At 65.6% G+C, this 19,773-nt stretch carries 22 protein-coding genes and 1 tRNA gene; 11 read left to right on the top strand and 12 right to left on the bottom strand.

What is annotated here, in order from left to right:
• Positions 1–44 precede the first annotated feature (44 nt).
• The 6 genes from ugpB to AB4Z37_RS13350 all read left to right on the top strand — a co-directional run bounded on the left by ugpB (position 45) and on the right by AB4Z37_RS13350 (position 5,307).
• Positions 45–1,361: a sn-glycerol-3-phosphate ABC transporter substrate-binding protein UgpB gene (ugpB, locus tag AB4Z37_RS13375; protein WP_441517220.1), complete on the top strand. Its 1,317-nt coding sequence runs from the start codon at positions 45–47 to the stop codon at positions 1,359–1,361.
• Positions 1,362–1,600: 239 nt separating this feature from the next.
• Positions 1,601–2,482, top strand: a complete 882-nt coding sequence (ugpA, locus tag AB4Z37_RS13370; RefSeq protein WP_441517334.1) for a sn-glycerol-3-phosphate ABC transporter permease UgpA — start codon at positions 1,601–1,603, stop codon at positions 2,480–2,482.
• Between the two features lie 9 nt (positions 2,483–2,491).
• Positions 2,492–3,340, top strand: a complete 849-nt coding sequence (gene ugpE / locus AB4Z37_RS13365) for a sn-glycerol-3-phosphate ABC transporter permease UgpE (RefSeq protein WP_441517219.1) — start codon at positions 2,492–2,494, stop codon at positions 3,338–3,340.
• A gap of 12 nt (positions 3,341–3,352) precedes the next feature.
• Positions 3,353–4,423, top strand: coding sequence for a sn-glycerol-3-phosphate import ATP-binding protein UgpC (locus tag AB4Z37_RS13360; RefSeq protein ID WP_441517218.1), 1,071 nt, complete (start codon positions 3,353–3,355; stop codon positions 4,421–4,423).
• 144 nt (positions 4,424–4,567) lie between these two features.
• Positions 4,568–4,993, top strand: coding sequence for an Hsp20 family protein (locus AB4Z37_RS13355; RefSeq protein ID WP_211968749.1), 426 nt, complete (start codon positions 4,568–4,570; stop codon positions 4,991–4,993).
• A gap of 47 nt (positions 4,994–5,040) precedes the next feature.
• The gene (locus tag AB4Z37_RS13350; protein WP_441517217.1) at positions 5,041–5,307 is read left to right on the top strand and encodes a DUF1150 family protein; all 267 of its coding nucleotides are present in this window, start codon (positions 5,041–5,043) and stop codon (positions 5,305–5,307) included.
• A 97-nt stretch (positions 5,308–5,404) separates the two neighbouring features.
• Here the strand turns inward: AB4Z37_RS13350 and ptsN are convergent, their stop codons facing one another.
• From ptsN to AB4Z37_RS13310, 8 genes are all read right to left on the bottom strand, one after another.
• Complete coding sequence (gene ptsN / locus AB4Z37_RS13345; protein ID WP_441517216.1) at positions 5,405–5,866, bottom strand: PTS IIA-like nitrogen regulatory protein PtsN; 462 nt, start codon at positions 5,864–5,866, stop codon at positions 5,405–5,407.
• 250 nt (positions 5,867–6,116) lie between these two features.
• Positions 6,117–6,716, bottom strand: coding sequence for a ribosome hibernation-promoting factor, HPF/YfiA family (gene hpf / locus AB4Z37_RS13340; RefSeq protein WP_441517215.1), 600 nt, complete (start codon positions 6,714–6,716; stop codon positions 6,117–6,119).
• A 316-nt stretch (positions 6,717–7,032) separates the two neighbouring features.
• Complete coding sequence (gene rpoN, locus AB4Z37_RS13335; RefSeq protein ID WP_441517214.1) at positions 7,033–8,661, bottom strand: RNA polymerase factor sigma-54; 1,629 nt, start codon at positions 8,659–8,661, stop codon at positions 7,033–7,035.
• Between the two features lie 157 nt (positions 8,662–8,818).
• Positions 8,819–9,799, bottom strand: a complete 981-nt coding sequence (gene lptB / locus AB4Z37_RS13330) for an LPS export ABC transporter ATP-binding protein (protein WP_441517213.1) — start codon at positions 9,797–9,799, stop codon at positions 8,819–8,821.
• A 102-nt stretch (positions 9,800–9,901) separates the two neighbouring features.
• On the bottom strand, positions 9,902–10,639 hold the full coding sequence (locus tag AB4Z37_RS13325; protein ID WP_441517212.1) for an LptA/OstA family protein: 738 nt from the start codon (positions 10,637–10,639) through the stop codon (positions 9,902–9,904).
• 8 nt (positions 10,640–10,647) lie between these two features.
• Positions 10,648–11,325 carry an LPS export ABC transporter periplasmic protein LptC gene (gene lptC, locus AB4Z37_RS13320; RefSeq protein WP_441517333.1) on the bottom strand — a complete coding sequence of 226 codons (678 nt, stop codon included), beginning with the start codon at positions 11,323–11,325 and terminating at the stop codon, positions 10,648–10,650.
• A gap of 228 nt (positions 11,326–11,553) precedes the next feature.
• On the bottom strand, positions 11,554–12,168 hold the full coding sequence (locus tag AB4Z37_RS13315; protein WP_441517211.1) for a ribonuclease D: 615 nt from the start codon (positions 12,166–12,168) through the stop codon (positions 11,554–11,556).
• Between the two features lie 240 nt (positions 12,169–12,408).
• Positions 12,409–12,493 (bottom strand) — tRNA-Leu (locus AB4Z37_RS13310).
• A gap of 275 nt (positions 12,494–12,768) precedes the next feature.
• Here AB4Z37_RS13310 and AB4Z37_RS13305 point away from each other — a divergent pair.
• A complete protein-coding gene (locus AB4Z37_RS13305; RefSeq protein WP_441517210.1) occupies positions 12,769–13,755 on the top strand; it encodes a complex I NDUFA9 subunit family protein in 987 nt (328 codons plus the stop codon).
• A 31-nt stretch (positions 13,756–13,786) separates the two neighbouring features.
• Here the strand turns inward: AB4Z37_RS13305 and AB4Z37_RS13300 are convergent, their stop codons facing one another.
• Positions 13,787–14,593: an undecaprenyl-diphosphate phosphatase gene (locus tag AB4Z37_RS13300; RefSeq protein ID WP_441517209.1), complete on the bottom strand. Its 807-nt coding sequence runs from the start codon at positions 14,591–14,593 to the stop codon at positions 13,787–13,789.
• Between the two features lie 300 nt (positions 14,594–14,893).
• On the opposite strand from AB4Z37_RS13300, the gene AB4Z37_RS13295 reads away from it, so the two are divergent.
• Positions 14,894–15,586 (top strand): glutathione S-transferase family protein, encoded by a 693-nt coding sequence (locus tag AB4Z37_RS13295; protein WP_441517208.1) that lies wholly within the window; start codon positions 14,894–14,896, stop codon positions 15,584–15,586.
• Positions 15,587–15,731: 145 nt separating this feature from the next.
• Positions 15,732–16,898 (top strand): tRNA epoxyqueuosine(34) reductase QueG, encoded by a 1,167-nt coding sequence (gene queG / locus AB4Z37_RS13290; RefSeq protein ID WP_441517207.1) that lies wholly within the window; start codon positions 15,732–15,734, stop codon positions 16,896–16,898.
• Positions 16,899–17,029: 131 nt separating this feature from the next.
• Here queG and AB4Z37_RS13285 read toward each other — a convergent pair whose 3' ends face one another.
• Positions 17,030–17,815 (bottom strand): alpha/beta hydrolase, encoded by a 786-nt coding sequence (locus AB4Z37_RS13285; RefSeq protein ID WP_441517206.1) that lies wholly within the window; start codon positions 17,813–17,815, stop codon positions 17,030–17,032.
• A complete protein-coding gene (locus tag AB4Z37_RS13280) occupies positions 17,812–18,105 on the bottom strand; it encodes a hypothetical protein (protein ID WP_441517205.1) in 294 nt (97 codons plus the stop codon). The genes AB4Z37_RS13285 and AB4Z37_RS13280 overlap by 4 nt, the downstream gene beginning before the upstream one ends.
• A gap of 48 nt (positions 18,106–18,153) precedes the next feature.
• Here AB4Z37_RS13280 and infC point away from each other — a divergent pair, with 48 nt between their 5' ends.
• Positions 18,154–18,693, top strand: a complete 540-nt coding sequence (infC, locus tag AB4Z37_RS13275; protein WP_441517332.1) for a translation initiation factor IF-3 — start codon at positions 18,154–18,156, stop codon at positions 18,691–18,693.
• A 158-nt stretch (positions 18,694–18,851) separates the two neighbouring features.
• On the opposite strand, the gene AB4Z37_RS13270 is transcribed toward infC, so the two are convergent.
• Positions 18,852–19,274: a hypothetical protein gene (locus AB4Z37_RS13270; protein ID WP_441517204.1), complete on the bottom strand. Its 423-nt coding sequence runs from the start codon at positions 19,272–19,274 to the stop codon at positions 18,852–18,854.
• Between the two features lie 293 nt (positions 19,275–19,567).
• On the opposite strand from AB4Z37_RS13270, the gene rpmI reads away from it, so the two are divergent.
• Positions 19,568–19,768: a 50S ribosomal protein L35 gene (gene rpmI / locus AB4Z37_RS13265; protein WP_211968735.1), complete on the top strand. Its 201-nt coding sequence runs from the start codon at positions 19,568–19,570 to the stop codon at positions 19,766–19,768.
• The last annotated feature ends 5 nt before the right edge of the window (positions 19,769–19,773 follow it).

The raw sequence follows: 19,773 nt of genomic DNA, 5'->3' as shown, positions 1-19,773 counted from the left end.
TAACGCGCTTCTTTTCAATGACGACAGCTCCAGGGAGATGGCTGATGACGGTTCGCCGGATGGGTTTCGGCTTGGTTGCTTCCGCCTTTGCCGCGCTGGCGTCGCCCGCGCAGGCGGCGACGGAAATCCAGTGGTGGCACGCGCTGACCGGCGCCAACAACGACGTGGTGGTGAAGCTCGCCGAGGAATTCAACGCCTCGCAGAGCGACTACAAGGTGGTGCCGGTCTACAAGGGCAGCTACCCCGACACCATGAACGCCGGCATTGCCGCCTTCCGCGCCGGCACCGCGCCGCACATCCTGCAGGTGTTCGAAGTCGGCACCGCCACCATGATGGCCGCCACCGGTGCGATCAAGCCGGTCTACAAGCTGATGCAGGAATCCGGCGAAAAGTTCGATCCGAGCGCCTACCTGCCGGCGATCACCGGCTACTACTCGACCTCCAAGGGCGAGATGCTGTCGTTCCCGTTCAACTCCTCGTCCATGGTGATGTGGATCAACAAGGACGCGCTGAAGAAGGCCGGCATCGCCGACATTCCCAAGACCTGGCCCGAGGTGTTCGAGGACGCCAAGAAATTGCATGCGGCCGGCTTCGCCACCTGCGGCTTCTCCACGGCATGGGTGACCTGGGCCAACATCGAGCAGCTGTCCGCCTGGCACAACCTGCCGCTCGCGACCAAGGCCAACGGCCTCGACGGCTTCGACACCGAGCTGAAGTTCAACGGACCGGCGCAGATCAAGCACCTGGAAACCCTGGTGGAGCTGCAGAAGGACAAGACCTACGACTATTCCGGCCGCACCAACAACGCCGAGGGCCGTTTCACATCCGGTGAGTGCCCGATCTTCCTGACGTCGTCGGCATTCTTCGGCCAGGTTCGCGCCAATGCCAAGTTCGACTGGACCAACGCGCCGATGCCCTACTATCCGGACGTCGCCGGCGCACCGCAGAACTCGATCATCGGCGGCGCCTCGCTGTGGGTGATGGGCGGCAAGAAGCCGGACGAATACAAGGGCGTCGCCAAGTTCCTCGCCTTCCTGTCCGACACCGACCGCCAGGTCGCGATCCACAAGGCGTCGGGCTACCTGCCGATCACCAAGGCGGCCTATGCCAAGGCCAAGGAGCTCGGCTTCTACAAGGACGCGCCCTATCTCGAGACCCCGCTGCAGGAGCTGACCAACAAGGAGCCGACCGAGAACTCGCGCGGCCTGCGCCTTGGCAACATGGTGCAGCTGCGCGACGTCTGGGCCGAGGAGATCGAGGCGGCGCTCGCCGGCAAGAAGAGCGCCAAGGACGCGCTTGACACCGCCGTGCAGCGCGGCAACCAGATGCTGCGCCAGTTCGAGCGCACCGTATCGCGCTGAGGCATGTTCGACCGAGCTTGTCCTTCGGCGCGATCCGAGGGGCAAGCTCTTCCGACGACTGACGACGTCGTTACAAGAGCTTACCCCTCATCCTGAGGAGCCTGCGCAGCGGGCGTCTCGAAGGATGAGGCCATAAGACGAGCGCGTGGCTCTCATGGTTCGAGACGCAGCCCAGAGGGCCGCTCCTCACCATGAGGAATAAACCGCACGGCAAGATCAAGGTTGGGGCAGTCGTCGTCATGGAAAAGCAGTCGGTCTTCCGGTCGCGCCTGCTGCCTTACGTCCTGCTGGTGCCGCAGGTCGCGGTGGTGCTGCTGTTCTTCTACTGGCCGGCGGCGCAGGCGGTGTGGCAATCGTTCCTGCTGCAGGACGCCTTCGGCCTCTCCACCACCTTCGTGGCGTTCGAGAACTACGCCGACATCCTCACACAGCCCGAATATCTCAACGCCATCCTGCGCACGCTGCTGTTCTCCGCCGCGATCGCCGCCGCCTCGCTGTCGGCGGCGCTGCTGCTGGCGGTGATGGCCGACAAGCCGCTTACCGGAGTGACCGTCTATCGCACGCTGCTGATCTGGCCCTATGCGGTGGCGCCCGCGGTCGCCGGCGTGCTGTGGCTGTTCATGCTGCATCCGGCGCTCGGCGTGCTCTCCAGGCCGTTGCGCGCCCTCGGCGTCGACTGGAATCCGCTGCTCAATGGCAACCAGGCGATCCTGCTGGTGGTGCTGGCGGCTGCCTGGAAGCAGATTTCCTACAACTTCCTGTTCTTCCTGGCCGGACTGCAGGCGATCCCCAAGAGCGTGATGGAAGCGGCCGCGATCGACGGCGCGCGGCCGATGCGGCGGTTCTGGACCGTGACCTTTCCGCTGCTGATGCCGACCATCTTCTTCCTGATCGTCATCAACACCGTCTATGCCTTCTTCGAGACCTTCGGCATCATCGACACCATGACCGGCGGCGGTCCGGCGAAAGCCACCGAGACGCTGGTCTACAAGGTCTATCTCGATGGCCTGCTCGGCAGCAATCTCGGCAGCTCGGCGGCGCAGTCAGTCATCCTGATGTTCATCGTCATTGCGCTCACGGCGGTCCAGTTCCGCTATGTCGAGCGCAAGGTCACTTACTGAGAGGCCGCGATGGTCGAACGCAAGGGTATTCGCTGGCTGGTGGCGCATGCGATCCTGTGGATCGGCATCGCCATTGTCGCGTTTCCGGTCTATCTCGCCATTGTCGCCTCGACCCAGGACAACACCGCGATCGCCAATGGCCAGATCGCGCTGTGGCCCGGCGGCCATTTTCTCGAGAACTACTACCGCACCCTCTTCATCGGCACCCACGGCTCGACCCGCGAGCCGGTCGGCACCATGCTGATCAATTCGTTCATCATGGCGATGGCGATCGCGCTCGGGAAGATCGCGATCTCGATTCTGTCGGCCTACGCCATCGTGTATTTCCGCTTCCCGTTACGCAAGACCGTGTTCTGGGTGATCTTCATCACCTTGATGCTGCCGGTCGAGGTACGCATCTATCCGACCTACAAGATCGCCGCCGACCTGTCGCTGCTCGACAGCTATGCCGGCCTGACGCTGCCGCTGATCGCCTCGGCCACCGCGACGCTGCTGTTCCGCCAGTTCTTCATGACCGTGCCGGACGAACTGCTGGAAGCCTCGCGCATCGACGGCGCCGGGCCGCTGCGCTTCTTCTGGGATACGCTGCTGCCGCTGTCGCGCACCAACATGGCGGCGCTGTTCGTGATCCTGTTCATCTATGGCTGGAATCAGTATCTGTGGCCGCTGCTGGTCACCACGCGCGACGACATGCAGACCGTGGTGATCGGCATCCGCAAGATGATCACCACCCAAGACGCGCTGACCGAATGGCCGCTGGTGATGGCGACCGCGGTGCTGGCGATGCTGCCGCCGGTCGCGATCGTGGTCGCGATGCAGAAGCTATTCGTGCGCGGCCTCGTGGAAACCGAGAAATGACCGGGAGTGGGGATGGCCAACGTCGTTCTGCGTGATGTGCGAAAGACCTATCCGGGTGGCGTCGACGCCATCAAGGGGGTGAGCTTTGAAGTCGCCGATGGCGCGCTGTGCGTGCTGGTCGGCCCGTCCGGCTGCGGCAAGTCGACCCTGCTGCGCATGGTGGCCGGGCTCGAGACCATTACCGGCGGCACCATCGACATCGGCGGCCGCGTGGTCAACGACGTCGAGCCCGCCGACCGCGACATCGCCATGGTGTTCCAGAACTACGCGCTCTATCCGCACATGAGCGTCTACGACAACATGGCCTACGGCCTGCGCAACCGCGGCGCGACCAAGACCGAGATCGACGCGCGGGTACGCGAGGCGGCGCAAATCCTCGAAATCGGGCCGATGCTCGACCGCAAGCCCAAGCAGCTGTCCGGCGGCCAGCGCCAGCGCGTTGCGATGGGACGGGCGATCGTGCGCCACCCCAAGGTGTTCCTGTTCGACGAGCCGCTGTCCAACCTCGACGCCAAGCTGCGCATCGCGATGCGGGTGGAGATCAGCAAGCTGCAGCGGCGGCTCAAGACCACCTCGATCTACGTCACCCATGACCAGTTGGAGGCGATGACGCTGGCCGACATGCTGGTGGTGATGAACGGCGGCGCGGTCGAGCAGATCGGCCATCCGCTTGACGTCTACAAGGCGCCGGCGACCACGTTCGTCGCTGCGTTCATCGGTGCCCCGCCGATGAACCTGTGGCCGCTGTCGGCGGCGGAAGCCGCGGCACTGGCCGGCGCGGGCGCAGGCGACGGCGGCGCCATCCTCGGCGTCCGGCCAGAGGATTTCGCGGTGTCGAGCGACGCCACCCCGCCCGGCGGCCTGGCGCTGGAACTGACGGTGGAGGCCGTGGAACTGGTCGGCCCGGAAATCTTCGTCTACGGCCGCCGGACCGACGGCGGAACCGGGCCGACCGGCGAGCTGATCGTCCGCATTCCCGGACAGTCGGCGCCGGACATCGGGAACCGGCTGCGGGTGGTGGTGCCGCGCGGCAAGCTGCACCTGTTCAGCGCCGACGGCCGGCGGCGAATGACAATCTCTTAATATTTTCAGGACCGTGGGGACGGGTTCCAGGTCCTTGAACGATATTTGGCGATGCACATATGATACTCACCGGACGGCGGTCGCCGCCCGGCAGGGGTGCCAATCCAGGGCCCCGTCAAAGTCGCTTCGAGAGGACTTTGCGAGATGTCTCGTGTTCCATCGTTGTCCAGTCCGTTCCTTCTGGGATTCGACGAAATCGAGCGTGCGCTTGATCGCGTCGTGAAGGGCGCGGACGGCTACCCTCCCTACAACATCGAGCGGCTCGAGCGCGAAAGCGGTCAGCCTGAACGCCTGCGCATCACGCTGGCGGTGGCGGGTTTCACCCGCGACCAGCTCGATGTCACCGTCGAGGAGAAGCAGCTCGTCATCCGCGGTCGCCAGCAGGACGACAAGACCCGGCAATACATCCATCGCGGCATCGCCGCGCGGCTGTTCCAGCGCACCTTCGTGCTGGCGGACGGGATGCAGGTGCTGGGGGCGGATCTGAAGAACGGGCTGCTGTCGGTCGACCTCGCCAGGCCGGAACCTGAACGGGTCGTTAAGACAATAGCTATCAATGAACACGAATAATGAACGATAGCGGACTCGACCGCTTGTATCAGTAAGGAGTCGAGACCATGACCGAACTCAATGTGAACGTCAGCCTTGTAGACGTGTCGCCGGAAGCGCTCGCCACCATGGGCGCGGGCCACATCGCCTACGTCAAGCAGATCCGCTCCGAGGATGTGCCGAGCCTGTTCCCGCAGGCGCCCCACATCGCCCCGGGGCTGAAGCTCTTCACCCTGCATTCCGCGGACGGCACGCCGATCATGCTGACCGACAGCCGCGAGGCGGCCATCGCCAATGCATGGAGCAATGAGCTCGAAGCCGTCAGCGTGCACTGACGACCGCATGCCCGTTTCGCCGCGCCCTTGGCGCGGCCGGAACCGGTGCAGGATCCGGCAGGTTGACTTGATGTCGCGTGACGGCGTCGCTGCGGTTTCAGGCCGCGGTCGCCGGCGGCAGGGCCAGCACCGAGTACAGCGCCTGGGCATCGCTCGATGCCCGCAGCTTCTTGGCGATCTCCTGATCCCGCAGCAGCCGCGCGATGCGCGCCAGCGCCTTGAGATGATCCGCGCCGGCGCCTTCCGGCGCGAGCAGCAGAAACATCAGGTCGACCGGCTGGCCATCCATCGCCTCGAAATCGATCGGGCGCTCCAGCCGGGCGAACAGTCCAAACAGCTTCTCCAGCTTCGGCAGCTTGCCATGTGGAATGGCGACGCCGTAGCCGACAGCGGTCGTTCCGAGCTTCTCCCGTTGCAACAGCACCTCGAAGATCGCCCGTTCGTTCTGTCCGGTGAGCGCCGCGGCGCGTGCCGCGAGCTCCTGGAGGGCCTGCTTCTTGCCGTTGACCTTCAACGCCGGGAGAATCGCCTCGGGCGCGACCAGATCAGTGATCATCATGGGACGTTCCGAGGATAACGCTATGCCAGGTTAGTCTGAGCAGCGGGTTGCAATTCGTCCCAGGCAGGCTGCACCCCCGGTGCGGGGATGTGCAGGGCGTGCCTGGGCCCTCAAAGGCGCCGGACCATAGGGACGGTCCGGCGGGGCGTCAATGGCGTTCCTCATGAGGTGGTGTGGAAGTTCCGGTCATCGTACAGACCCTCCTCCCGTTCCCGGCGGGAACCGAAATCAGCAGCGGAATCAATAATCTTCAGCGCGCCGGTGGCGCGCTGACCGTCGGCGGATCGATCCATCCGACATTGCCGTCCGCGCGGCGGTAAATCACATTGATCCGACCGCTGGAGCCGTGCTGGAACACGATCACCGGGGCGCCGGTGAGGTCCAGCTCCATCACCGCCTCGCTCACCGACAGCGATTTCAGCGAGGTCGTGCTCTCGGCGATGATCACCGGATTGAAGGCGGTGATCTCGTCTTCATTCTCCGCCGGCGCCTCGATCACATAGCTCGGCGCGTCGAATCCGGACAGCACCGCCGCGCTGGCATGGGCCTTGCGGACGGAGCGATCCTTCAGGCGGCTCTTGTAGCGCCGCAGGCGCTTCTCGATCTGGAGCAACGCCTGGTCGGCGCTGGCATAGGCATCGGCGGCCACCGACTCGGCTTCGAGCGTGATCCCGGAATCAAGATGCAGCGAGCAGTCGGTGCGAAAGCCGAAGCCATCCTTGCTCAGCGTGATATGACCCGAATAGTTGCCGTCGAAATATTTTCTCAGAACCTCCTCGGTGCGATCGCCGACGCGGCCACGCAGGGCCTCGCCAACACTGATGCTCTTGCCCGAGACTCTGATCGTCATGGTTCGCCTCGCAGATCACTACGACAACATCCGTGCGTCGTCCTTGTCCGCGGCGACCGGCCACGCGCAGGCTTCGCACAAATGTAGCATTTCGACAGTTGATGTCGCCGTCAAGCGGGTGCAATGTCACGCTCATGAAGGCGGCGCATCATTTGCCGTCTGCCGTGGTTGCAAGACGGTTGCGACTCGCGGAGGCGTGAGCCGCGCTCCTGAAGTCCATTTCATCAACGGCTGAAATTCGCGAGCGATGCGCTGCGTGTGCGCGCGCAGCCGAACGCGTTGCAACTGCAACCGCCGATCGGATCTGCCTGCCGTGTCAGGATGACGCCGCGGCGTCGAGCGCGTTGCGACCGCGCGCGCCGAGCACCGACTGCTTCTCGCGGCGGCGCTGCACCGACGAGGGAATGCGCATCGCCTCGCGGTATTTCGCCACGGTGCGGCGCGCGATGTCGATGCCGTCGGCGCGCAGCTGCACGACGATGGTATCGTCGGACAGGATGGCATCGGGACTTTCCGCATCGATCAGCAGCTTGATGCGATGGCGCACCGCCTCGGCGGAATGCGCCTCGCCGCCGTCGGAGGCCGCGATCGACGCGGTAAAGAAGTACTTGAGCTCAAACAGCCCGCGACTGGTCGACATGTACTTGTTGGCGGTGACGCGCGACACCGTCGATTCGTGCATCTGGATCGCATCGGCGACCGTCTTGAGATTCAGCGGCCGCAGATGCGCCACGCCATGGGTGAAGAAGCCGTCCTGCTGGCGCACGATCTCGGTCGCGACCTTCAGGATGGTGCGCGCGCGCTGATCGAGCGCGCGTACCAGCCAGGTCGCGTTCTGCAGGCAGTCGGAGAAGTACGACTTGTCGTCGGCCTTGCGGATCGTCTTCGACAGCTGCGTGTAGTAGGTCTGGTTGACCAGCACACGCGGCAGCGTGTCGCTGTTGAGCTCGACCAGCCAGCCGCCGTCCGGCCCCGGCCTCACATAGACATCGGGAACCACGGTCTGCACCCGCGCCGCGCCGAACTTCAGGCCCGGCTTCGGATCGAGCCGCCGGATCTCGGCGATCATGTCGGCGAGATCCTCGTCATCGACGCCGCAGATCTTGCGCAGCTGGTTGACGTCGCGCTTCGCCAGCAGATCGAGGTGCTCGATCAGCGCCTGCATCGCCGGATCGAAACGGTCGCGCTCGCGCAGCTGGATGGCGAGACATTCGCCGAGATGGCGCGCGCAGATGCCCGGCGGATCGAAGGTCTGCAGCACACCGACCACCGCCTCGACCTGGTCGGCCGAGGCGCCGAGCCGTTCGCCGACCTGGCCGAGATCCGGCGGCAGGTAACCGGCCTCGTCGACGAGATCGATCAGGTACTGGCCAATCATGCGCCGCGCCGGATCGGCGAAGGCGACCGCGAGCTGCGCGGCGAGATGATCGCCGAGCGACAGCTCGGCGGCGACGAACGCCTCGAGATTGTAATCCTCGTCGCTCGACGAGCCGCCGCCCCAGTCGGTGTAGGCGGTGGGGGCTGCATCCTGCGCGGCGCGGGCGGCCGCTTCCGCGGGCTCCTCGGGGAAGACGTTGTCGAGGCCGGTGTCGAAGGTCTGTTCCATGTCGGAGCGCGAGCCGAGATCGCGGCTCAGCCAGTCCTCCGGCGCCGGGTCGGCGCCGTTGGAGCCCACACGGTCGAAGCCGTCGCCGTCCCCCGCGCCATCCGCGCCGAGCCCCTCGCCGTCGCCACCTGCCTCGAACGCGCCGGGCGTATCAGGGGCCTCCGCCGGCTCGCCGCCTTCGGTCGCGCGTTCCAGCAGCGGGTTGCGCTCCAGTTCCTCCTCGACGAACGCCGCCAGATCGAGATTGGAGAGTTGCAGCAGCTTGATGGCCTGCATCAGCTGCGGCGTCATCACCAGCGACTGGGTCTGGCGGAACTCTAGTCTCGGGGTGAGAGCCATCGAGGCAAAAGCCGTTCCATAAAGTTGGTCCGATTTTTGCTTATAGCTTGTTTAATCCGGAAGTCCACGACTTGACGCCGTGAAAAGCACCGCCTCAGAGCGCTTGAAGGCGCGCTTATTCTTGCTGCGACGCGTTTTCCTCACGCGAACCGGGACACTAGAGCCGGAACTCCTCGCCGAGGTAGAGCCGGCGGACGTCCGGATCGGCGACGATTTCCTCCGGGCTGCCCTCGGTCAGCACCTCGCCGGCGTAGACGATGTAGGCGCGGTCGGTGAGGCCGAGCGTCTCGCGCACGTTGTGGTCGGTGATCAGCACACCGATGCCGCGATTGGTGAGATGGCGCACCAGCACCTGGATGTCGCCCACGGCGATCGGATCGATGCCGGCGAACGGCTCGTCGAGCAGCATGTAGTTGGGGCGTGTGGCCAGCGCGCGTGCGATCTCGACGCGGCGCCGCTCGCCGCCCGACAGCGCGATCGACGGCGACTTGCGCAGCCGCGTGATGTTGAACTCCTCGAGCAGCGAGTTGAGCTCGTGCTCGCGCTTGCGGCGATCGGGCTCGACGACCTCGAGCACCGCGCGGATGTTGTCCTCGACATTGAGGCCACGGAAGATCGAGGCTTCCTGCGGCAGGTAGCCGATGCCGAGCCGCGCACGCTGGTACATCGGCAGGCTGGTGACGTCGTGACCGTCGAGCTCGACGCGGCCGCGGTCGGCCTTGATGAGGCCGGTGATCATGTAGAACACGGTGGTCTTGCCGGCGCCGTTGGGGCCGAGAATGCCCACCGCCTCGCCACGCCGCACATAGAGGCTGACGCCCCGCACCACCTGGCGCGAACCGAAGGATTTTTCTACGCCGTGAATGGCCAGGAATGTCGCGCGCGGCGTCCCGCGCTGCTGCGGCGCGGAGGTTCCCTGCGCGGCGGTACCGAGCCAGCGGGGCTGCTTGGCCGCCGCCTCGCGCGGTGGGGCCGTCTCGGCCGGCCGGCGCGCCACCGCCGGCGCGTCGCGCGTCGCGCCGGGCAGCATCTCGCCCATCCGGTCACCGAGCGCGGTGATATCCGCCTTGCCGCGTCCGAACGCCTGCGACCCACGCGGCGGCGCCTTGCGACGGAACATGCCCAGCAGATCCACCATGTGCTTCCGATCAGCCTTTCGCAGGTTCCGCGCCGCGCGGCCGCCTGCAAGGCGCAACACGCGTCCCGGGGGTGATACAGGCTTGCCGCACGCGGTTCAACCTCACCGCCGCCCTCCGCCAGACAAGTCGTTGAGACTCAACGGCTTTCCTGGCTGACTGGGTGCCGGGCGCTGAGCGTCGGTGCCGCCCCCCGGGAACGGCGACGGCGCGCCGGCGGTGCCCTTGCCGACATTCGGAATCAGGACCCGCACCTTGTTGCCGCTGTTGACCTCGACGCGGGATACGCCGGTGGTCATGTCGACGGTCATGGTGTCGCCGCGCATCACCTTGTCGCCCTGGGTCATCACGACATTGCCGCGCATGGTGATGATATTGGTCCGCATGTCGAAATCGCCGACGTCGCCGGTCACCGTCTGGTCCTTCTGGGTGACGATGACGCCGCCGCGCGCTTCCAGCCGGCGAATCGAGGAGCTGCCGCCCCCCGCGGCCGCGGGGGGTGCCGCCTGCTTCGGCGCGGTGCCGTTGCTCCCGCCGGGGCCGGCGCCGCCCTCGTAATAGACCACCAGCGTCTTGCAGCGCATGGTGGTGTCGCCCTGCACCACCTTGACGTTGTCCTTGAACGTCGCGGCCTTGTCCTTGTCGCGGACCTCGAGGCTGCCGGCATCGATCTGGATCGGCTTGTCACGGTTCTGCGAGAAGCCCTGCATCGCGTTCGGCGTGCCCTGCACGGTGCCGCCCTGCGCCTGCGCATCGCCCGCTGCCGCCAGCGCCAGCGTGGCGAGCGCGACACCGGCACAGCACAGGCGGCGCATCACGATTGATGAGGGAATGACTGGCATCATGGACTTCATTTCTTTTTCGCCGGTGGCGCAACGTCGTCATGCGCCGTGGCATCCGACGCGGCAGCGCGGGACGACGGCTCGTCTGGAATCAATATCATCGAAACGCCACCATCGAAGACCACCAGCGCACCGTTCTCGGTGATGCGCAGCCGGTTGGCGTTCAGCGTGCCGTTCAGGAGCTTCACCGCCACGGGCTGCTCCGAGACCACCGTGCCCTTGCCGAAATCGACCCGCGCCTGGGTCAGACGGGCCTCATAGCCGGTCGAGGACTGCAGGAAGATATCCTCCTTCAGGTCCAGGATCTGGCCCTTGGTGTCGAACAGGCCGGTCTTCGCGTCCATGTTGACGGTGGACTTGTCCTCCATCTGGACCCGGGCGGTGAGCTGCTGCAGCTCGACATGGTTGGGATCGGTGATGTCCTGTGTCGCGGTCCTGGCGCGCAGATCGTAGGGCCGCTGGTCCGGGGTGAAGCCGGTGAGATGCGGCGACTCCATCGTGATCTTGGTGCCGGACACCGCAAGATTGCCGACCGAGAGCGGCAGTTTGGCGAGCAGGCGGAACGGATTGAAGATCGAGACCGCGACGATGAGCGCCAGCGACAGCGCCACGACAGCGGGAATCGCCCGCCGCAGGAAGCGCACGCGACGGCTGTGCCGCGCCGCCTTGGCGAAGCGCAACTCCATCACCTGGTAGCTCTGGCCTTGAATCGACGACACCGCCGCTCCGCAGTTGTGATGAACGAATTTACCCCGAACCAGCCCCTGACGCAGCCTGCTATGGCGTCACACAGGCGGACGACTATGACGGAAACGGGGCGTCAAAACGCCCGAAGAGGCATTCGCGCGTCATTTCCGCGGGCGACGAGGCAAGGTCACGGGCGTCAGGCCCGCCCGACGCGCGGGCGAGGCCCATCAGGAATGAGCGAAAATATCCTCCTCGGCCCACCCCTGCAGGTCGAGCAGCGCCCGCGCCGGCAGGAACTGGAAGCAGGCGTGCGCCAAAGCGGTGCGATGCTCCCGCCCCAGCATGTCGTCGAGGCGCTGGCGCAGCTGATGCAGGTGCAGCACGTCGGAGGCGGCATAGGCGAGCTGCGCCTCGGTGAGCGTCGCCGCGCCCCAGTCGCTGGACTGCTGCTGTTTCGACAGCTCGACGCCAAGCAGCTCGCGCACCAGATCCTTCAGGCCGTGCCGGTCGGTGTAGGTGCGCACCAGCCGCGAAGCGATCTTGGTGCAGTAGACCGGCTGCGGCATCACCCCGAAGGTGTGGAACAGCACGGCGACATCGAAGCGTGCGAAATGGAAAATCTTGGTGATCGCCGGATCGCCGAGCAGCTTCTTCAGGTTCGGCGCATCGCGATGGCCGGCCGGAATCTGCACCACGTCCGCGGTGCCGTCACCGTTCGACAGCTGCACCACGCACAGCCGGTCGCGGTGCGGATTGAGACCGAGCGTCTCGGTGTCGATGGCGACCGACGAGGTGTAGCGGGAAAGGTCGGGCAGATCACCGTGATGCAGGCGGATGGTCATGTGGTCGCGAACCCGTGGTCATGTCAGGAAATGAAAGGCGATGGCCCGTGGTTTACCCCACCGGGACGCCAAAGGCATCCAGAATACCGGTCGGATCTTAACAAGATCGGGCTGCAAGAAGCGGGCTGCAAGATCAGGCTTATGCCACGGTCCGTCAGGCAGCTGGACCTTGAACTCCCGCGGCGCGGTCGACCACCGACGCATCCTGCGTCGGTTGCGGCGCCATCATCGGGGAGATGATGGTGCCCAGGAAAGGACTCGAACCTTCACGGCTTGCACCACTGGTACCTGAAACCAGCGCGTCTACCAATTCCGCCACCTGGGCAACGCGCGACACATAGAGGGTCCCCTTTCGCCTTGTCAACAGCATGGATGACATTCTTCGTCACAAAGTGCGCAAGTCCCTGACAATGTGGCCGAACCGCCGCCATCACCGAGGCACCGTGCGGCCCGGCGGCGAACGGTGGCGCCAGCGGGTGGCGGCCGGCTTACGCCCCGGCCCCACCCATTGAGGCCTTGAACAGGCCCCTTCTCGTCATCTATCTGGTGTAGAAAGCGCCGCACGCGGCTTTCCATCGCGCCCAGCCCGGAACAGATCACATGACCGACGCCTTCTCTCCCGCCTCGCCCCCGACGGACACCCTTGTCACGATTGTCGGCGGATCCGGCTTCCTCGGGCGGCATGTGGTGCGGGCGCTCGCCAAGCGCGACTACCGCATTCGCGTCGCGGTGCGCCGGCCGGAGCTTGCCGGACATCTGCAGCCGCTCGGCAAGGTCGGCCAGATCCATGCGGTGCAGGCCAATGTACGCTACCCCGAATCGGTCACCGCGGCGGTGCGCGGCTCCGATATCGTCATCAACCTCGTCGCCATCCTGACCGAAAGCGGCGCGCAGACCTTCGACGCGGTGCAGGCCAAGGGCGCCGCCGCCGTGGCGGAGGCGGCGAAAGCGGCCGGCGCCCGCCTGCTGCATGTGTCGGCGATCGGCGCCGATGCGCAGTCGCCGTCGGCCTATGCCCGCGCCAAAGCCGCGGGCGAAGAGGCCGCGCGGGCAGCCGTGCCCGACGCCATCGTCGTCCGCCCGTCGCTGCTGTTCGGCCCGGAAGACCAGTTCACCAACCGCTTCGCGGCGCTGGCGCGCGCATTGCCGGTGCTGCCGCTGGTCGGCGGCGATACCCGCCTGCAGCCGGCCTTCGTCGGCGACGTCGGACAGGCGATCGCCGACATCGTCGGCGGCCGCGGCAAGAGCGGCGCGACCTACGAGCTCGGCGGCCCCGAGGTGCTGACCATGCGCCAGATCATCGAGCTGATCCTGAAGCTGACCGAGCGCGACCGCGCGCTGCTGCCGCTGCCGTTCGGCCTTGCGAAGCTGCAGGCGCTGCTGCTGCAGTTCGCCCCCGGCGCGCTGAAGCTGACGCCGGACCAGGTGGAACTGCTGCGCTCCGACAATGTGGTGTCGGATGCGGCGAAGGCGGCGGGCCTGACGCTGGAGGGTCTCGGCCTCGTTCCCGAATCGCTGGAAGCGATCACGCCGTCCTATCTCTGGCGCTTCCGCAAGACCGGCCAGTTCCGCAGCAGCGCCGCCTGAGAGCGGCGCCAGCGGTATTCTGCCCGCCGGCTTACTTGCCGAGCGCCAGCGCGATCAGGCCGAGCGTTCCCACCGTCACGCGCCACCAGGCGAAGAACGCGAAGCCGTGGCGGGTGACGAAGTCGAGGAACGTGCGCACCACGATGATCGCGGTGATGAACGACACCACGAAGCCGATCGCGATGATGGTGAGGTGATCCGTGCTCATGTCGGCGCGGTTCTTGTAGAAATCATAGGCGAACGCGCCGACCATCGTCGGGATGGCGAGGAAGAACGAGAACTCGGCGGCCGAACGCTTGTCGGCGCCGAACAGCATCGCCGCGACGATGCTGGCGCCGGAGCGCGACGTGCCGGGTATCATCGCCGCGCACTGGGCGATGCCGATGCCCAGATACATCGGCAGCGAGAAGGTGGTGGCGTCGTGATAGGTCGGCTTGAGGTCGAGCTGGTCGACCCACAGCAGCACCGCGCCGCCGACGATCAGCGAGAAGCAGACCACCCAGGGATTGAACAGCCAGAGCTTGATGTAGCTGTTGGCGAGGCCGCCGATCAGCGCGGCGGGGAAGAACGCCACGAGCACGCCGATGACGAAGCGCCGCGCATCCGGATCGCTGAACATGCCCAAGGCGATGCGCCACAGCCGCTGGAAGTAGATCAGCAGGATGGCGAGGATGGCGCCGAGCTGGATCAGCACCGCGAAGGTCTTCCAGAAGCCGCTTTCGTCGAGGCCGAAGATGTGCTGCACCAGCAGCAGGTGACCGGTCGAGGAGACCGGCAGAAACTCGGTCACACCCTCGACGATGCCGAGGATGAGTGCCCTGATCGCGTCGGTAAACATGAGCCACCCCGTGTGTCTGCCGCATGGTCCGGAAAAGCGGAACCGACCTTTCGGCAGGATCATGCGCCGTCAAAAACAAAGAGCGCGCCAGCAGTTACGCCGTGCACCGCGCTCTTGACCCAAAAGCGGCCCGTTGTGGCCTATTCGCCGTGCCCTCGCAACGTCAAAAAGACTGCTGGACCGGCCTTCACGCGGCCCTCCCCGGCGTGCACAACATGCACACCCGGGTAGTGTGCAGCGCACAGCTGTCATATAACGGCCACGAACTTTTAAGCTTTTGCCTGTCTACCCAGAGACCACATGTTCACGCTCTTCCATCACCCGTTCTGCCCCCACTCGCGCTTCGTCCGGCTTGCGCTCGGCGAGTATGGTCTCGACGTGCGGCTGGTCGAGGAACGTGTCTGGGAGCGGCGGGAAGCATTTCTCGCCCTCAATCCGGCCGGCGCGACGCCGGTGCTGGTGGACGAGGGCGTGCCGGCCATTCCAGGCGCCGGGATCATCGGGGAATATCTCGACGAGTATCACGGCGCTGAACTCGCCGACCACCGCCTGCTGCCCACGACACCGGCCGAGCGGATCGAGGTGCGCCGGCTGATGGCCTGGTTCCACGACAAGTTCTATGAGGAGGCGAGCGGCCCGCTGGTCACCGAGCGCATCTACAAGCGCTACATGACCGAGGAGAACGGCGGCGGCCCGCCCTCGACCGACGTCATTCGCGCCGCCAAGGCCAATGTGCGCTATCATCTCGCCTATATCGGCTGGCTGGCGCGGTCGCGGAACTTCCTGGCGGGCGACACCCTGACCTATGCGGATCTCGCCGCGGCAGCACACCTGTCGGCCATTGACTATGTGGGCGACGTGCCATGGAGCGAGGACGACGCGGCAAAGGCCTGGTACGCGCGGATCAAGTCGCGGCCGTCGTTCCGTCCGCTGCTGAGCGAGTGGCTGGCGGGCATCCCGGCGTCGCCGACCTACGTGGACCTCGACTTCTGAACAATACCCCTAGTGTCCTGTCTCCGACGGACCGCCCAATCTGCCGCACACTCGGACGGTCATTCGGAGACATTAAGGACACTAGGAAGATCAGAGAGCTAGTGTGGCTTATGCCTCGCAATTGCCGATGAGAGAGTCGCCGCAAATGTGGTCGGCAATTGCGAGACGCCCCACTAGCGCGGTCACCGACCTCAAGGCGGCGCTGGTCCGCGAGGCGCAGGCGCTCGGCTTCGACGCCGTCGGCATCACCGATCCCGCCGCGATCGCCGGCGTACGCGACCGCCTCGAAGCTTTTCTGCAGTCGGGCGGCCATGGCGACATGGGTTGGCTGGCCGATGCGCCGGCACGCCGCGCCGACCCGCGGGTGCTGTGGCCCGACGTGCGCACCGTCATCATGCTCGGGGTCAATTACGGCCCCGACGAAGATCCGATGGCGCTGCTCCATGCGCGCAGCCGCGGCGCGATCTCGGTCTACGCCCGCGGCGACGACTATCACGACCTGATCAAGAAGCGGCTGAAGACGCTGGCGCGCTGGCTGCTGGCGCGGGCCGGCGGCGAAGTCAAGGTGTTCGTCGACACCGCCGCGGTGATGGAGAAGCCGCTCGCCCATCAGGCGGGGATCGGCTGGCAGGGCAAGCACACCAACCTGGTGTCGCGCGGCTTCGGCTCGTGGCTGTTTCTCGGCGCGATCTTCGCCACCTGCGAGCTGCCGCGTGACGAAGCCGAGGCCGACCATTGCGGCTCGTGCCGCGCCTGCCTCGACAGTTGTCCGACCGCGGCGTTTCCCGCGCCTTATCAGCTCGATGCGCGGCGCTGCATCTCCTACCTGACGATCGAGAACAAGGGCCCGATCCCGCATGAATTCCGCCGCGCGATGGGCAACCGCATCTATGGCTGCGACGACTGTCTCGCCGCCTGTCCCTGGAACAAGTTCGCGCAAGCCGGCCGTGAGGCGAAGCTCGCCGCGCGTGCGGAGCTGCGCGCGCCGGCGCTCGCCGATCTCGTGCGGCTCGACGACACGGCGTTTCGCGCCCACTTCACCAAGTCGCCGGTCAAGCGCATCGGCCGCGACCGCTTCGTGCGCAACGTGCTGATCGCGATCGGCAATTCCGGCGACCCCGCACTTGTGGAGGAAGCCGCCGCGCTGCTGCATGACGCAAGCCCGCTGGTGCGCGGGGCGGCGGTGTGGGCGCTGGCGCAGCTCGCGCCCGACGAGCTAGCACAGCGCGCGGCGACGATCGTCGAGGACGACGACAGCGTGCGGCATGAATGGGCGCTCGCCAAATGCCCGGTTATGTTACCACAAACTTAACTCCTCATCCTGAGGAGCCCGCGTCGCGGGCGTCTCGAAGGATGGGGCCCGCACGTTGCAGCTCATCGGCCTCATGGTTCGAGATGCGCGGCCTTGCCGCGCTCCTCACCATGAGGAGATAAGACGCACGCTCAGGACAGCTCCGCCACCGTCGCCAGCAGCCGTGCGATATCCTGCGGCCGCGACAGGCGATGATCGCCGTCCTGGATCATGGTCAGCACCACATCCTCGCTGGGCAAGCGATGGGTGAGCTCGAAGGCATGCTGCCAGGGCACGTCCGGATCTTTCGCTCCCTGCAGGATGCGCACCGGGCAGCCGGTGTCGATGGTGCGGTCGAGCACGAGATGATTGCGGCCATCCTCGATCAGGCGGCGGGTGATCGGCTGCGGGTCGCCGTACTCCGACGGCCGATGCCAGACGCCCTTGCTCTCGATCTCGGCCCTGATCTCCGGCGGGAACGCCTTCCACATCAACTCTTCGGTGAAATCCGGCGCCGGCGCGATCAGCACCAGGCCTGCGAGCGTCGCGGCTTGCGGCGAGGTGCGCTGGCGCAGTGCGCGTGCGAGCAGCAGCGCCATCCAGCCGCCCATCGATGAGCCGATCACGATCTGCGGGCCGGCGCAGAACCGATCGAACACCGCAAGGCCCTCCTCGGACCAGCGGCCGACGGTGCCGTCGACGAAGGCGCCACCGGATTCGCCGTGCCCTGAATAATCGAACCGCACGCAGGCCCGGCCACGGGCCGCCGCCCATTCGTCGAGGGCCTGCGCCTTGGTGCCCTTCATGTCCGAGGCGAAACCGCCGAGCCAGAACAGCCCCGGTCCGGTTCCCTGCCGCGCGCGCACCGCGATCGCGCGGGCGTCCGGTCCGCTGCCGACCTCGATCATGACCGGCGCTCCCTCGACCGAACCACTCATGCGTGCTGACCTTTCTCGTCCTCGCCCCGCGACATCCGCCGCATCGCTGCTTTTTTAGCCGACTTCATCACCCGAATGGCACGGGAAAGGCATGATTCCGCGCAATTTTTGCGGTTTCGACAATCGCCGGGCAATGCCTGCGATCCCGCTTGCGAAAATTGACGGCACTTTTTATGTGTCTCGGCGTTTTCAGAACCGAACCGTCGCGCGGCGCGTCTGCGCGACTGAAATGCCTTCCACGTGACGGTTTTGGCACTCAGTTGGCATATCCAGCGCTTGCCCGCGCCCATCGAATGCTTCAAAATACGATCTTCACCAACAACATTGGAGTTCTACCCATTCGCCGTCCCAACAGAGCGCCAGCCCCCGTCCAGAAGGACGGACCGCGCACCAACGACGAGATTCGCAACGCGCAAATCCAGCTGATCGACCAGCACGGCACCAATCACGGCACGGTCGAGACGATCCTGGCCATCAAGCTGGCGATCGAGGCCGGCATGGATCTGGTCGAGATCTCGCCGAACAACGTGCCTCCCGTGTGCAAGATCATGGATTACGGGAAGTACAAGTTTCAGGCGCAGAAGAAGGCCGCCGAGGCCCGCAAGAAACAGAAGGTCGTCGAGATCAAGGAAATCAAGCTGCGTCCGATGATCGACGATCACGACTACGGCGTGAAGATGAAGGCGATGCTGCGGTTCTTCGAGGAAGGCGACAAGGTCAAGATCACCTTGCGCTACCGTGGTCGTGAAATGGCGCACCAGGAGATCGGCACCAAGCTGCTCGACCGGGTGAAGGCCGACGTCGCCGAGCTCGCCAAGGTCGAGCAGGACGCCAAGTTCGAGGGCCGTCAGGTGGTGATGGTGCTGGCGCCGCGCTGAGCTGTCGCCACAACGAGATCGGTCTCGCGGCCCGTCAGTTGCCTGATGGGCCGTTTTGATTCAGCGCTTTGCTTTAGCCCGGTGACCGCCTCACCACAGCAAAACGGCGCCGCATCAGATGCCGCGCCGTTACAAGCTCAAGCACTTGGCAAGAAAAGTTAGAGACTGCGCACCGCCTCCCAGCGGCCGCTGCAGGCGGTCGCGGCCGACTTGCCGCTCCACTGGCCGGAACCGGCGTTACCGGCGAGCTTGCCGCTGGCGCTGGCGCGCTGGTCGCCGCGCGCGATCGACACGCTGACCGCGCCGCTCTCGGCGACACTGCCGGAAATATCGAACCCGCCATCGCCGCTGTAGCTGACCTGGCCGCCGGCGACCTTCACGGCGTAGCTGTAGGCCGGATCACAGTCGCCCGACTGGGTGATGATCGTCACTCGCCACATCCCGTCATGGGACGCCCCCGCTTTCGAGTGGCCTGCAAGCGCGATCGCCAGCGCGAACGCGGCGACAGCGAAAATCCAGCGGAACAGCTGGAGGCGCGAGGTGTCGGCGGAAATAGCGATCGTCTTGGCAATCCTGGCCATGGCATGCGTCCGGTCGGTTGCGGAAATGGATTTGAAGATCGTCCTGATATAGGTTTCCCGACCGGAATTCGATAGTGCGCCGCACAATAAATTGCGTTCCCGGTTGCCATTTCCCCATGTCTCTGCCATAAGCCCAGCCTTCGTCGACCGGCTGATCAAGGGCTGCCGTGGCGACGTACCAGCCGGCGCTTCCTTTTCTTGGGATATGCCAGCTTTTTCAACGCTCTAGCGAGCATTTTACCGACCGAGCGCCCTCGCGGGCAGCTTTTGCGTGTCGGCAGTAGGAGAGCCAAATGCCCAAGCTGAAGACCAAGTCGGGCGCTAAAAAGCGCTTCAAGGTGACCGCCTCCGGGAAGGTCAAGCATGCTCAGCGCGGCAAGCGCCACGGCATGATCAAGCGGACGAAGAAGCAGATTCGTCAGCTCCGTGGCACGCGCGTGCTGTTCAAGACCGACGGCGACAACGTCAAGAAGTACTTCTTGCCGAACGCCTGATCCCT

The organism is Bradyrhizobium sp. 2TAF24, assembly GCF_052115025.1.
GTDB lineage: Bacteria > Pseudomonadota > Alphaproteobacteria > Rhizobiales > Xanthobacteraceae > Bradyrhizobium_A.
Note: the sequence above shows the minus strand (reverse complement) of the source record. Positions and strands in the feature narration are given on the sequence as shown.

Coding starts and splice junctions, on each gene's coding strand:
- rpoN (WP_441517214.1), bottom strand. CDS start 8,661: ATGGCTCTCACCCCGAGACTAGAGTTCCGCCAGACCCAGTCGCTGGTG.
- lptB (WP_441517213.1), bottom strand. CDS start 9,799: ATGGTGGATCTGCTGGGCATGTTCCGTCGCAAGGCGCCGCCGCGTGGG.
- AB4Z37_RS13295 (WP_441517208.1), top strand. CDS start 14,894: ATGTTCACGCTCTTCCATCACCCGTTCTGCCCCCACTCGCGCTTCGTC.
- rpmI (WP_211968735.1), top strand. CDS start 19,568: ATGCCCAAGCTGAAGACCAAGTCGGGCGCTAAAAAGCGCTTCAAGGTG.
- ugpB (WP_441517220.1), top strand. CDS start 45: ATGACGGTTCGCCGGATGGGTTTCGGCTTGGTTGCTTCCGCCTTTGCC.
- queG (WP_441517207.1), top strand. CDS start 15,732: ATGTGGTCGGCAATTGCGAGACGCCCCACTAGCGCGGTCACCGACCTC.
- AB4Z37_RS13360 (WP_441517218.1), top strand. CDS start 3,353: ATGGCCAACGTCGTTCTGCGTGATGTGCGAAAGACCTATCCGGGTGGC.
- ptsN (WP_441517216.1), bottom strand. CDS start 5,866: ATGATGATCACTGATCTGGTCGCGCCCGAGGCGATTCTCCCGGCGTTG.
- hpf (WP_441517215.1), bottom strand. CDS start 6,716: ATGACGATCAGAGTCTCGGGCAAGAGCATCAGTGTTGGCGAGGCCCTG.
- AB4Z37_RS13280 (WP_441517205.1), bottom strand. CDS start 18,105: ATGGGCGCGGGCAAGCGCTGGATATGCCAACTGAGTGCCAAAACCGTC.
- ugpE (WP_441517219.1), top strand. CDS start 2,492: ATGGTCGAACGCAAGGGTATTCGCTGGCTGGTGGCGCATGCGATCCTG.
- AB4Z37_RS13270 (WP_441517204.1), bottom strand. CDS start 19,274: ATGGCCAGGATTGCCAAGACGATCGCTATTTCCGCCGACACCTCGCGC.
- AB4Z37_RS13350 (WP_441517217.1), top strand. CDS start 5,041: ATGACCGAACTCAATGTGAACGTCAGCCTTGTAGACGTGTCGCCGGAA.
- AB4Z37_RS13355 (WP_211968749.1), top strand. CDS start 4,568: ATGTCTCGTGTTCCATCGTTGTCCAGTCCGTTCCTTCTGGGATTCGAC.
- ugpA (WP_441517334.1), top strand. CDS start 1,601: ATGGAAAAGCAGTCGGTCTTCCGGTCGCGCCTGCTGCCTTACGTCCTG.
- AB4Z37_RS13305 (WP_441517210.1), top strand. CDS start 12,769: ATGACCGACGCCTTCTCTCCCGCCTCGCCCCCGACGGACACCCTTGTC.
- AB4Z37_RS13315 (WP_441517211.1), bottom strand. CDS start 12,168: ATGACCATCCGCCTGCATCACGGTGATCTGCCCGACCTTTCCCGCTAC.
- AB4Z37_RS13285 (WP_441517206.1), bottom strand. CDS start 17,815: ATGAGTGGTTCGGTCGAGGGAGCGCCGGTCATGATCGAGGTCGGCAGC.
- AB4Z37_RS13300 (WP_441517209.1), bottom strand. CDS start 14,593: ATGTTTACCGACGCGATCAGGGCACTCATCCTCGGCATCGTCGAGGGT.
- AB4Z37_RS13325 (WP_441517212.1), bottom strand. CDS start 10,639: ATGCCAGTCATTCCCTCATCAATCGTGATGCGCCGCCTGTGCTGTGCC.
- lptC (WP_441517333.1), bottom strand. CDS start 11,325: ATGGAGTTGCGCTTCGCCAAGGCGGCGCGGCACAGCCGTCGCGTGCGC.